This is a genomic window from Fusobacterium sp. SYSU M8D902, from assembly GCF_040199715.1.
Classification (GTDB): Bacteria; Fusobacteriota; Fusobacteriia; order Fusobacteriales; family Fusobacteriaceae; genus Fusobacterium_A.
Map to the genome: position 1 here is coordinate 217,033 of NZ_JBEFNA010000002.1, position 12,767 is coordinate 229,799.

Annotated in this window: 13 protein-coding genes; 6 read left to right on the forward strand and 7 right to left on the reverse strand. The window is 30.4% G+C overall.

Translation table 11 applies throughout. The annotated features are described in order from the left end of the window. Nucleotides 1-6 precede the first annotated feature (6 nt). The 5 genes from uxuA to ABNK64_RS02370 are packed head-to-tail and all read left to right on the forward strand — an operon-like array spanning nt 7 to nt 5,501. Complete coding sequence (uxuA, locus tag ABNK64_RS02350; protein ID WP_349763346.1) at nt 7-1,056, forward strand: mannonate dehydratase; 1,050 nt, start codon at nt 7-9, stop codon at nt 1,054-1,056. 20 nt (nt 1,057-1,076) lie between these two features. Beyond that, a complete protein-coding gene (locus ABNK64_RS02355) occupies nt 1,077-2,678 on the forward strand; it encodes a mannitol dehydrogenase family protein (protein WP_349763347.1) in 1,602 nt (533 codons plus the stop codon). A gap of 16 nt (nt 2,679-2,694) precedes the next feature. Further along, nucleotides 2,695-3,714 (forward strand): TRAP transporter substrate-binding protein, encoded by a 1,020-nt coding sequence (locus ABNK64_RS02360; protein ID WP_349763348.1) that lies wholly within the window; start codon nt 2,695-2,697, stop codon nt 3,712-3,714. Continuing rightward, nucleotides 3,714-4,193: a TRAP transporter small permease gene (locus tag ABNK64_RS02365; protein WP_291256035.1), complete on the forward strand. Its 480-nt coding sequence runs from the start codon at nt 3,714-3,716 to the stop codon at nt 4,191-4,193. Before ABNK64_RS02360 ends, ABNK64_RS02365 begins: the two co-directional genes overlap by 1 nt. A gap of 3 nt (nt 4,194-4,196) precedes the next feature. Next, nucleotides 4,197-5,501, forward strand: coding sequence for a TRAP transporter large permease (locus tag ABNK64_RS02370; protein ID WP_349763349.1), 1,305 nt, complete (start codon nt 4,197-4,199; stop codon nt 5,499-5,501). An 85-nt stretch (nt 5,502-5,586) separates the two neighbouring features. Here the strand turns inward: ABNK64_RS02370 and ABNK64_RS02375 are convergent, their stop codons facing one another. The 3 genes from ABNK64_RS02375 to ABNK64_RS02385 are packed head-to-tail and all read right to left on the reverse strand — an operon-like array spanning nt 5,587 to nt 7,916. Beyond that, nucleotides 5,587-6,324, reverse strand: a complete 738-nt coding sequence (locus ABNK64_RS02375) for an amino acid ABC transporter ATP-binding protein (protein ID WP_349763350.1) — start codon at nt 6,322-6,324, stop codon at nt 5,587-5,589. After that, entirely contained in the window at nt 6,314-7,096 is a 783-nt protein-coding gene (locus ABNK64_RS02380; RefSeq protein WP_349763351.1) for an amino acid ABC transporter permease, read from the reverse strand. Before ABNK64_RS02380 ends, ABNK64_RS02375 begins: the two co-directional genes overlap by 11 nt. After that, entirely contained in the window at nt 7,089-7,916 is an 828-nt protein-coding gene (locus ABNK64_RS02385; RefSeq protein ID WP_300341110.1) for a transporter substrate-binding domain-containing protein, read from the reverse strand. Before ABNK64_RS02385 ends, ABNK64_RS02380 begins: the two co-directional genes overlap by 8 nt. A 195-nt stretch (nt 7,917-8,111) precedes the next feature. Between ABNK64_RS02385 and yfcE the strand changes: the two genes are divergently transcribed. Continuing rightward, on the forward strand, nt 8,112-8,654 hold the full coding sequence (yfcE, locus tag ABNK64_RS02390) for a phosphodiesterase (protein WP_349763352.1): 543 nt from the start codon (nt 8,112-8,114) through the stop codon (nt 8,652-8,654). On the opposite strand, the gene ABNK64_RS02395 is transcribed toward yfcE, so the two are convergent. The 4 genes from ABNK64_RS02395 to ABNK64_RS02410 all read right to left on the reverse strand — a co-directional run bounded on the left by ABNK64_RS02395 (nt 8,651) and on the right by ABNK64_RS02410 (nt 12,757). Continuing rightward, nucleotides 8,651-9,340: an LrgB family protein gene (locus ABNK64_RS02395; protein WP_349763353.1), complete on the reverse strand. Its 690-nt coding sequence runs from the start codon at nt 9,338-9,340 to the stop codon at nt 8,651-8,653. The genes yfcE and ABNK64_RS02395 overlap by 4 nt on opposite strands. Then, a complete protein-coding gene (locus ABNK64_RS02400; protein ID WP_300341116.1) occupies nt 9,340-9,687 on the reverse strand; it encodes a CidA/LrgA family protein in 348 nt (115 codons plus the stop codon). The genes ABNK64_RS02395 and ABNK64_RS02400 overlap by 1 nt, the downstream gene beginning before the upstream one ends. A 108-nt stretch (nt 9,688-9,795) precedes the next feature. After that, a complete protein-coding gene (gene lysS / locus ABNK64_RS02405; RefSeq protein WP_349763354.1) occupies nt 9,796-11,277 on the reverse strand; it encodes a lysine--tRNA ligase in 1,482 nt (493 codons plus the stop codon). 37 nt (nt 11,278-11,314) lie between these two features. Next, on the reverse strand, nt 11,315-12,757 hold the full coding sequence (locus ABNK64_RS02410; protein WP_349763355.1) for a tetratricopeptide repeat protein: 1,443 nt from the start codon (nt 12,755-12,757) through the stop codon (nt 11,315-11,317). Between the last annotated feature and the right edge of the window lie 10 nt (nt 12,758-12,767).

Genomic DNA, 12,767 nt, shown 5'->3' on the forward strand with positions numbered 1-12,767 from the left:
GGAAAAATGAAATTATCATTTAGATGGTATGGAGATACAGACCCTGTAACTCTACAGTATATTAAACAAATCCCAACTATGCATAGTATAGTAACAGCTATATATGATGTTCCTGTTGGAGAAGTATGGAAAATGGAGAAAATTCAAGTTTTAAAAGAAAAAGTAGAAAAAGCTGGATTAAAATTTGAAGTAATTGAAAGTGTTCCAGTTCATGAAGATATTAAATTAGGACTTCCTACAAGAGAAAAATATATTGAGAATTACAAAAAAAATATTGAAAACCTAGCAAAAGCAGGAGTAAAAGTTATTTGTTACAACTTCATGCCTGTATTTGACTGGACAAGATCTCAATTAGATAAAGAGTTAGAAGATGGTTCTACAACATTGGTTTATTATAAGGATCAAGTTGATAAATTAGATCCATTAAATGCTGAACTATCTCTACCTGGATGGGATTCAAGTTATACTAAAGAAGAGATGGCAACTCTATTTGCTAAGTATAAAGAGATTGGAGAAGAAGGACTTTGGGAAAACTTAAAATACTTCTTAGAGCAAATCATTCCAGTAGCTGAGATAAATGATATCAAAATGGCTATTCACCCTGACGATCCACCTTGGTCTATATTTGGATTACCAAGAATTATAACTAAAGAGGAAAACATAGACAGATTCTTAAATTTAGTTGATAGTAAGTACAATGGATTAACTTTATGTACTGGTTCTTTAGGATGTGCAAACTTCAATGATATGCCAAAATTAGTAGATAAATATAGTGCTATGGGAAGAATACATTTTATGCATGTTAGAAATGTAAAACTTCTAAATGATGGAGTAAGTTTTGAAGAGTCAGCTCATTATTCTGGTTGTGGATCTTTAGATATTGTTGAAATTATGAGAGTTCTATCTAAAAATAATTTTGATGGATACTTAAGACCAGACCACGGAAGAATGATTTGGGGAGAAACAGGTAAACCAGGTTATGGGCTATATGATAGAGCCTTAGGAGCAAGTTATATAACTGGAATTTGGGAAACTTTGACAAAACTAAATAAATAGTATTTGATTTGGAGGACAATATGAAACTTTGTTTAAATAATTTAGCAGAAATAAAACAAATAAAAGAGATAAAAGCTCCAATATATGACATAGAAAAAATCAAGAAAAATACAATGGAAGCACCAAAATGGTTACATTTTGGTGCTGGAAATATATTTAGGGCTTATGTTGGAAAAATGCAACAAAATCTATTGAATAAAGGTCTTGAAAATACTGGAATAATTGTTGCTGAAAGTTTTGATAATGAAATCATTGATAAAGTATATAAACCATATGACAATTTAACATTATCAGTAAGACTATCAAAAGATGGGGATTTTTCAACTGAATTAATTGGAAGTATTGTAGAATCTTTAAAAGTTGAAACTGATATGGAAAAACTGGAAGAAATAGTTAAGGCTAAAACTTTACAAATGATTAGTTTTACAATAACAGAAAAGGGATATAACCTTAAAACTCCAGATAAAAACTACATGAGTATCGTAGAAGAAGATTTTAAAAATGAACCTTCAAAAGCAAAACACATAATGAGTATAATAACAAATCTATTGAATATAAGATTTAAAAACGGAGCTACTCCTATTGCTATAGTTAGTATGGATAACTGTGCTGGAAATGGTGAAAGAATAAAAGTTGCTGTTCAAGATATAGCTAATCATTGGTTAGAAAAAGGTTATGTAGATAAAGACTTTATAGCATATATAGAAGATGAATCTAAAGTGAGTTTCCCTGTATCAATGATAGATAAGATAACTCCTAGACCAGCAGAAGTAGTTAAAGAATATCTTGAAAAATTAGGTCTTGAAGATATGGAAATAGTTGTAACTAATAAAAACACTTATTCTGGACCTTTTGTAAACTCTGAAGAAGCTGAATATTTTGTTGTTGAGGATAAGTTTCCTAATGGAAGACCTCAATTGGAAGAATCAGAAGCAGGAGTTTATATAACAGATAGAGATACAGTGGATAAGACAGAGAGAATGAAAGTTACTACTTGTCTAAATCCTTTACACACAGCATTAGCAATATATGGATGCCTATTGAATGAAAAAACTATTTATAGTGCTGTATCTAATCCATTACTTAATAAACTTATTAAAAATATAGGGTATGGTGAAGCTTTAAAAGTAGTCGAATCACCAAAAATATTGGATCCAAAAGCATTTATAGATGAGGTAATCGACGAAAGATTTGCAAATCCATATATTCCAGATCAACCTGAGAGAATAGCAACAGATACTTCTCAAAAAGTTGGAATAAGATATGGAGAAACTTTAAAAGCATATTTAGATAGTAAAGAGTTAAATATTTCAGATATAAAATATATTCCTTTAGTTTATGCTGGTTGGTTTAGATACCTATTAGGTATAGATGATAATGGTTGTCAAAGAAGTATTAGTCCTGATCCAATGTTAACAATGTTACAAGAAAAATTATCAGGAATTGAATTTGGTAAACCAGAAACATATCAAGGACAACTTAGGGAGATCCTAAAAAATAAAATGATTTTTGGTGTTGATCTAGAAGAGATAGGATTGGCAGAAACAGTAGAAAAATATTTTGTAGAAATGTTAGTAGGACCAGAAGCAGTAAATAATACTCTAAAAAAATACTTAAAGTAAGATTAGGAGGATAACCGTGAAAAAATTAAGATCATTTTTGAGTTTTACCTTACTAGTGATTTGTGCTCTAATTCTAACATCTTGTGGAAAAGAAGAAAATAAAAGAATAATAAGAATTTCACATAACCAAGCACAAGATCACCCAACAAATATAGGATTAATGGCTTTTGAAGAATTTATCGAAAGTAAACTTGGAGATAAGTATGACGTTCAAATATTTCCAAATGAATTGCTTGGATCACAAGTGAATACTGTTGAATTAACTCAAACAGGAGCAATAGATTTTGCTGTAGCAAGTAATGCTATTTTAGAAAGTTTTGATAATATCTATCAAATATTTAATCTTCCATATCTATTTGATAGCCCAGAACACTATCATACAGTTATGGATAATAAAGAATTAATTGAACCAATATTTACCTCTACAGAAAAATCAGGATTTGAAGCTGTAACTTGGTTAGATGCTGGAACAAGAAACTTTTATACAGTTAAAAAACCTATAAAAACTCCAGCTGATTTAAAAGGTTTAAAAATCAGAGTACAACAAAGTGCTTCTAATATAAGAATGATGGATCTATTTGGTGGAGCAGCTACTCCTATGGGATTTGGAGAAGTTTATACAGCTTTACAACAAAGTGTTATAGATGGTGCTGAGAATAATGAACTAGCTTTGACAAGTAATAAACATGGAGAAGTTGCAAAATTCTATTCATACAATATGCATCAAATGGTTCCTGATATTTTAATAGGAAATCTAAAATTCTTAAATAGCCTTTCTTCTCAAGAGAGAGAAATTTTTAACGAAGGTTTTATTTTAATCTCAAAGGTACAAAGAGATGCTTGGGAAGACTCTGTAGAAAAAGCTAAAATACATGCTGAAAAAGATATGAAAGTACAATTTATCTATCCAGATGTAGCTTTATTTAAAGAAAAAGTAATTCCACTTCATCAAGAAATCCTAGATGCTACTCCTAAATTAAAACCTATCTATGAACAGATACAAAAGATAGGAAAACAGATGAAGGAGGATAAATAATGGAAAATTTAAGAAATGGTTTAGATAAATTAATTCTTTTTATTTGTGTTGTTTTATTCATGTTTATGACAGCAGTGGGAACCTATCAAATATCAGTAAGATATATTTTTAAAGATCCTAGTACAATTTCAGAGGAGTTAATATCTTATTCTTTTGCTTGGATGTCAATGTTTGCTGCATCATATGTTTTTGGAAAAAGAGATCATATGCGTATGGTGTTTTTTGTTGAAAAATTTAATAAGAAGACACAATTATATATTGCTATTCTATGTGAAATTGTAATCTTATTATTTGCTTTTGGGGTATTAGTTTGTGGTGGAAAAGCAATAACAGAGTTAACTATGACACAAATATCTCCAGCTCTAAGAATATCAATGGGATATGTATACTCTGTACTTCCAACTTGTGGAATAATAACTTCAATATACAGTATTTTAAATATAAGAGATCTATTTATTAGATTGAAAGAGGAGGTATAATAGATGGTATTTACAACAGCTTTAATAATGTTTGTTGTCTTAATAGTAACTTTATTATTAGGATTTCCAATTGCTATAAGTATAGGAGTGTCTTCTATATTAGCTATACTTCCCTCTCTAGTTTTTGATAATACTTTAGTAACAGGTGCTCAAAGAATTTTTTCAGGAATATCTAACTTCACTTTAATAGCAATTCCCTTCTTTATATTAGCAGGAAATATAATGAATCAAGGTGGAATAGCTAAGAAATTAGTAGCCTTTGCCCAATCATTAACAGGAAGAATTCCAGGTTCATTAATGCAAACAAATATACTAGCCAATATGATGTTTGGAGCAATATCTGGATCAGCTACAGCTGCCTGTGCTGCAATGGGTGGAATTTTATTGCCAATGGAAGAGGAAGAGGGTTATGATAAAAAATTAGGTGCTACTGCCAATATAGCTAGTGCTCCTACAGGACTTTTGATTCCACCATCAAACTCTTTAATAGTGTATTCATTAGTTAGTGGTGGAACATCTGTAGCAGCACTATTTATGGCAGGATATATTCCTGGAATACTATGGGGATTAGGATGCATGATTCTAACTCTATATTTATGTAAATCTAAAGGAATGAAGGGAACTAATAACTTTAAACTTAAAGTTGTAGTGGCTACTTTTATAGATGCTTTACCATCTTTAGCACTAATAATAATAGTCATTGGTGGAATTATTAAAGGAATATTTACACCTACAGAAGGTTCAGTTGTTGCAGTTGTTTATACTCTACTTCTATCAATGTTATTCTATAGAACTATAACATTCAAACAACTGATCAATATTTTTTCTGAAAGTGCTAAAATGACTGGAATAATTGTATTTCTAATAGGAGTTTCAACTATAATGTCTTGGGTAATGGCATTCACAGGTGTTCCTCAAGCAATCTCAGATCTTATTTTAGGATTGACAAGTAATAAATACCTAATTTTACTATTAATGAATCTATTACTACTTTTTATTGGAACATTTATGGATGTAACTCCAGCGATACTAATTTTCACTCCAATATTTTTACCAATAGTAAAATCTTTTGGAATGAGTCCAGTACATTTTGGAATAATAATAGTTTTCAATCTTTGTATAGGAAATATAACTCCACCAGTAGGAAATACTCTATTTGTAGGAGTTAAAGTTGGTAAATTAAAAATAGAAGATGTAATGGGACAATTGATAAAATATTATGGAGTAATAATATTAGTTCTAATGTTAGTTACATATGTTCCAGCAATTTCAATGTATCTTCCTAAACTTGGTGGATTTATTAAATAGTAATTTCATAAAAACTTTATAAAAAAAGTTGATTGACCTTAGTTTTAAAGCTAAAGTTAATCAACTTTTTTATTTCTAAATAATTTTAAACATTCCATTCAAGAAGTTTGCTTAAAAATCTTTTCAACTCTGGTGTAGCTGGATTGGTAAAAACTTTAGAACTCTCTCCATACTCCAAAAGCTCACCATTGTAAAGGAAACATACCTTATCACAAGCATGTCTTGCAAATCCCATCTCATGGGTTACTATTATAAAATCTATTCCTTCAGATTTCAACTCTTTAATAACATCTAGAACTTCCACTGTATATTCTGGATCTAAAGCTGAAGTTGGCTCATCAAAAAGTAAAAATCTAGGTTTGAACGTTATTGCTCTTATAATACTTATTCTCTGTTTTTGTCCTCCAGAAAGTTCTGCTGGTCTCTTATTTATCTCATTTTGTAGTCCAAATCTTTCCAGATATTTTAAGGCTATCTCTTTTGCCTCTTCCAACTCATACCCATGTACATTTACAAGTGGATTTACAATGTTTTCTAAAACTGTCATATGTTTAAATAAGCCCTCTTGCTGAAATATAAAACCTATAGATCTCCTGTACTCCAAAAGCTCATTCTCATTAAAATTTAAAACTTTTCCATCTATCTCCACACTTCCATCTGTTGGCTCTATCAACCCAGCAATAATCTTTAAAAGAGTGGATTTTCCTCCCCCTGAGGGTCCTATTATAGCAAGTGATTTCACATCATCCTCAAAGTCAATTCCATTTAAAATTATATTGTTATCTGAGAATTTTTTAGATATATTTTGTAATTTAATTCTCATATTTAAATCTCCTTTCCAATTTTTCACTAATATATGAAAGAGGTAGAGTAAATACTAAGTATAAAACTCCCAATAATATATAGCATTCAAAGAGTTTAAAGTTCAATGAAGATATCTCTCTCATAGTTTGGGTTAACTCTATTATAGCTATTATAGAAAGTAGAGAGGAATCCTTTATTATTGAAGCAAACTGTCCTGTTAAAGCTGGGATAGTTTGAACTATCAATTGGGGAAGGATTACAAATTTTATTGTCTGTTTTTTAGTATAGCCTATTGCTCTAGCAATTTCAATCTGATTTTTATCAATAGATTCAAAACTCCCTCTTAAGATTTCAGCTATATATGCCCCTTCAAAAATGGATAAAATTAAAACTCCTGCCACAAAACGATTGTCAATTCCCCAAGCAGTACCTATTATATAGAAAAATAGATAAATCTGCATAATTAATGGTGTTCCTCTGATAAATTTTACATATAACAGACTAAAATATCTCAATATAATGAGATTACTTCTCTGAAATAGAAAAACTATTACTCCTATTAGGGAGCTTAATACAAAACTGCTTATACTTATATAAAAAGTTAGTAAAAATCCATCTAAAATTCTACCTTGAAACTGTTTTACAAAACTAAAGTCCAACTCTAGTCCTATTTTTTTTAATGAATAGTAGATTCCTATTCCAATGACTCCGATTAAAATTACAATATTTACTATAATTTTACCTAGTGAGTCCCTCTCCTTTTCAGTACTAAAAAAAACTCCTCTAAGCATTATTTTCACCATTCTTTAGGTCGAAAAACCACTGAAATCCCAACTCTTTAAAAGCTTTTCTCTCCTCAGGTAGATATTTTTCTGACAATCTCTCAAACCCACCATCTGAATAGAATTTCTCTATAAACTCATTCATTTTTATAACTAACTCTTCATTTCCTTTAGGAAAAGCTACTCCCCATTTTTCAGCCTCTTGAAACGGTATAAAAATAGCTTCTGTAACCTCTTTATTATTTTGCCAATTTCTATATATAGTCAATTGATCATATAGAAATACATCAGCTTTGCCCTGAACTACCTCTGTCACACATGCACTCTCATCTGGAAATGATCTTATCTGAGCATCTTTTAAATACTTTTGAGCATATAAAAAGCCTGTAGATCCTGTTTTTACAGCTATAACTGCACCACTCTTATTCAGATCTTCTACAGTTTTTACCTTTCCATCTCTATTTACTAACATTCCCAATAGAGAGTTAGCATATGGATTGGAAAAATCGACTATTCCTTTTCTCTCATCTGTTATTGTCATAGATGAGATAACCAAATCTACTTTTTTAGTTTGAAGTGAGGGTATCAATCCGTCCCAAGCAATATTTTCAATCTTCACATCTCTACCTATATATTTTCCAAACTCTTTTATGAAATCAACACTTATTCCTGTAGCTTCACCATTTTGATCCTTTGTTTCAAATGGTGGATATGCTAACTCCATTCCCACTACTAATGTATCTTTTTTACTGTTTTTTTCTCCACTACAACCAACAAAAAGAGTTGCAATGATCAAAACTAAAAATATACTAAATAAAAATTTTTTCATCTTAAATCTCCTTTTATCATTAATTTTTGAGTAAAATCTATCTTTTAAATAATTCTTGACTTATTAACTCATGTATATTATATTTGTTTATTTAACAAAAAGCAACACTTATTTATACGCTCTCTATCACTCAAGTTGACTTATCCTCATATTCTATATATAATATTTATAAAAAATGTAATTGGAGGAGAAATTTTGAAGTTATTTATTATATCTGATATTCACGGTTCACTATATTATTTAGAAAAAGTTATGGAAATTTTTAAAAAGGGAGATTATGACAAATTGGTTATTTTAGGAGATGAACTCTACCACGGACCTAGAAACCCTCTACCTAAGGATTACTCTCCAAAAGATGTTATTCAAATATTGAATGGATATAAAGATAAGATTATTGCTGTGAGAGGAAACTGTGACAGTGAGGTGGATCAAATGGTTTTAGATTATCCTATTATGAGTGACTATGCCCTTCTTTATCTTGGAGAAAAGAGAGTATATATAACTCATGGACATATCTATAATAAAGAAAATCCCCTTCCTATGAGTGAAGGAGATATCTTACTATATGGTCACTTTCACATTCCAATGATAGAAAAAATTGAAAATAGATACTTTTTCAATCCTGGTTCTATATCTCTACCTAAAAATAGCAGTAAAAATAGTTTTGCTATACTTGATAAAGAAACTTTTACTATCAAGGATTTAGATGAAAATATCATTATGGATATAAAATTTTAAACAAAAGCATTTATAAGGGGGGCTAGAATAATGGTAAGTATTCCAGCTATTACAATAGCTAAAGCACTCATAGCTCCCTCTATCTCTCCCATCTCTATAGCCCTACTTGTTCCTACAGCATGACTGGATACTCCCAATCCCAATCCCTTTGCTATTGGATGTTTTATCTTAAATACAGAATAGATAAATGGAGCTGTTACATTTCCAGTAATCCCTGTTACAACTATTGCAAAAACTGTAATAGAGGGAATACCTCCCAACATCTTTGAAAGTTCTATCCCTATTGGTGTAGTTATTGATTTTGGCATAAATGATACCAATAGTTTGTGATCTATTCCTAGGAGTTTCCCCAATACTACAACTGAAACTATGGCAACTACTGCTCCTACTATCCCTCCACCTATTATTGGTACCCAATGTTTTTTTAGAAGGGCTATTTTTTGATACAGTGGAATAGCCAAAACAACAGTAGCTGGGGCTAGAAAAAACACTATTAAACTTCCACCTAACATATAGTCTTTAACACTTATATGAAAGAAATTTAAAATTCCCATAACAATCAATGTTGCTATTAAAAGTGGATTAAAAATTGCCAACTTTGTTTTTTCAAATATAAATTTTCCTATCTCAAAAGCAATTAGACTGATTATCACTCCAAATAATGGATTACCTACTATCTCCTGCATTATCTCTTCTCTCCTCTCTCTATTAAATACTGTACTGTAATTCCTGTTATTACCATTGTTATCACTGTTGTAAATACTACTAAAAATATTATTTTCAAAAATCCTGTTTTAAGTAAATATATATTTTCTAATAGACTTACTGCTGGAGGAAGAAAGAATATTGTCATATTCAAGAGCAAAAAATTCCCAGCTTTCTCTATATGTGTAAGTTTTAAAAACTTGAAATGAAGTAGTAAAAATAGAAGTAACATTCCACTTATAGTTCCTGGAATTGGTAGGTGTAATACTTCTGACAAAACAACACCTATGTAATTTACAATAAAAATCAGTAAAAATTCTCTTAACATCCTTTGCTCCTTAATATTATTAAAAAATTTAAAGGAGAAAATTTTACCTAAAGTAAAATATTCTCCTTTTTAACTATCTTTATTCTATTCAGTTAATAAATAGTAAATCTAGTCTCTTGGTTTCATTTGAGGGAAATATAATACATCTCTTATAGACTCAGAGTTAGTTAATAACATGATAAGTCTATCTATTCCTATTCCCATTCCTCCTGTAGGTGGTAATCCATACTCTAATGCCTCTACGAAGTCATCATCAATTACTGGAGTTGCCTCGTCATTTCCTCTTTCAGCTTCTTCCACTTGAGCTTCAAATCTTCCTCTTTGGTCTGCTGGATCTTGTAACTCAGAGAAAGCATTAGCATACTCTCTAGCATCTATAAATAACTCAAATCTATCTGTAAATCTTGGATCCTCTTCATTTCTCTTAGCAAGAGGTGAGATCTCTACTGGGTGTCCAAAAACAAAAGTAGGTTGTACTATTGTCTCTTCGCACTTCTCCTCAAAGAATTGGTTAATTATGTGTCCTACAGTATTCATGTGATCAGGTACTTCTACATGATGTTGTTTTGCAAGAGCTTTTGCTTCTTCAAATGTTATATTTTTATCCCAGAAGTCAACTCCTGTTACCTCTTTTACTAAATCTACCATATGAACTCTTTTAAAGTTCTCTAATACAATCTCTTTTCCATTGTAAGTGATAGTTGAAGTTCCTAAAACCTCTTTAGCTAATGTGCTTATGATCTCTTCAGCTAAGTCCATCATATCTCTGTAATCAGCATATGATTGGTACATCTCTATCATTGTAAACTCTGGATTGTGTCTTGTACTCATACCTTCATTTCTGAAGTTTCTTCCTAATTCATACACTTTTTCCATTCCACCAACAATTAATCTCTTTAGATATAATTCTGGGGCAATTCTCATGTATAAATCTACATCTAATGTATTGTGATGTGTTATAAATGGTCTTGCTGCTGCTCCTCCTAAAATAGGGTGCATCAATGGAGTTTCTACTTCTAAGAAACCTTTACCATCTAATATTCTTCTAATTCCTGATATAATTTTTGTTCTTTTTATAAATGTATCTCTTACATCTTTATTCATTATAAGGTCTACATATCTTTTTCTATATCTAGTCTCTATATCTGTAAGTCCGTGAAATTTCTCAGGTAATGCTCTAATATTTTTACATAATAGAGTTACAACACTAGCTCTTATAGTTAACTCCCCAGTTGAAGTAAGGAAAAGTCTTCCCTCTACCCCTATGATATCTCCTACACCTATCTTTTTAACAAGCTCGTAGTTTTTCTCTCCTAACTCATCTTGTCTTAAGTAAGCTTGTATTCTTCCACTTATATCCTCTATATGAACAAAAGCTGTCTTACCTTTTCCTCTATATGCCATTATTCTTCCAGCAGTTTTGAATGTTAATTCCTCTTCTGGAGTATGAGTTAAAATCTCCCCTATCATATTTTTCTTATCGAACTTCTCTCCGAATGGCTTTATCCCCATCTCTTTTAACTCTTCGACTCTTTTCCATTTTTCCATGACAAGACTGTCACTGGCGATCCTATCAAAATATCTCTCCATAGGTACTCTCTCCTTCTATTTAAGTTGTTTAATATGCTTATTTTGTTGGATATTGCTGCATCTGCTGTAAAAGATATAGACTAGCTTTTACACTCCAAGATGAGTTCTTGTAATTCTGTCTTATATATGTTAGATAGTTTACAGCTTGCTCCTTATCTCCAAGTTTATCATACACTATTCCTATATTATAATATATTTCTGCTTTTTTTTCATCATTTTTTTCTAAATTTAGAGATTTTTTGAAATAATTTACAGCTTCTGAATAGTTACCTGTTTTAAAATAGCTCTCTCCCATATAGAAATATATATCTTTTTGTTCAATATACTCCCTATTTAATCCTAAAGCTTTCTCAAAATAAATAATAGCCTCTACATAATTATCTTTATTAAATTTTTTCTTTCCATCTTCAAAAAAAGTTAAATATTGAGTATAATTCTGTGCCTCTAGATCAACAGGTGCATTTTCTTCAACTTTAGTATCCTTTATTTCAGGATTTAGAGTACCCATATCAACAGGATTCTCTCCACCATTATTTAAATAACTAGCTCCCTTTATAGGATTTCCATTTTTTATATACCAATTTCCTATAAAATTTCCCATTGTCTCATCTGGAGTAGTTTCATACATCTTCTCTAAAAAGATTATCTCTTCCTGTGTATTTTTATTCTTGTTCATAATTAATCCAGCTATCTCTTGGTTTAAATTTGTTGCTGATCTCTTATACTCAAGTAGAGCTGAACTTATTATAAAGTTTTTATCTTGGATCATCTTCAATGAGTTAACTATATTTAATTTGTCATACTCATCTAACTTTGTGTATCTCTGTAAGAAATCTATCTCATCTTTAATAATCTTAGCATTTCCATCTTTTCCTGCCAATTCAATCAGCATAAAAGAGATCTCCTTATCTCTAAAACTATTAGGGAATGCTATTCTGTGTACAGCTACACTATCACTTAATCCCTTTAAATTTCCTGTTTTATACTCTTGTAAAATAACCTCATAGTTATTCTGCTCTGTAAACTCATATTTTAATTTATTTTGAATAGCTATCTTTCTACTAAATGAACCTCCAGAATAGATATTTACCTCATAATTTCCCTGATATATCCCTCTGAAAAATAGTTTTCCATCTTTTATCTCCATCTCATATGATGCACCCAATGGTGAATAAAGAACGTTATAACTATCCTCACCTATTCCCAAAGGTATAGAGACATAATCCCCTACATATACTTCATAATTATTTCTATATGTGGAATTGTACTCTCTTACATAACCTCTCTTTAGACTTGTTGATATATCACTTAATATTCCTGAAGGTGCTGAACTATTTAATATGATACTCTGTGCTTTTAGTTCACCTACATTATTCCATGGTTTTTCTATACTGCTCTCTGATAAACTTCCCTTTAGGTTATCTAAATTAGTACAACTGCTTAAAAGTAGTACTAAACTTAGAAAAATATAGTTTTTCATATCTCCTCCA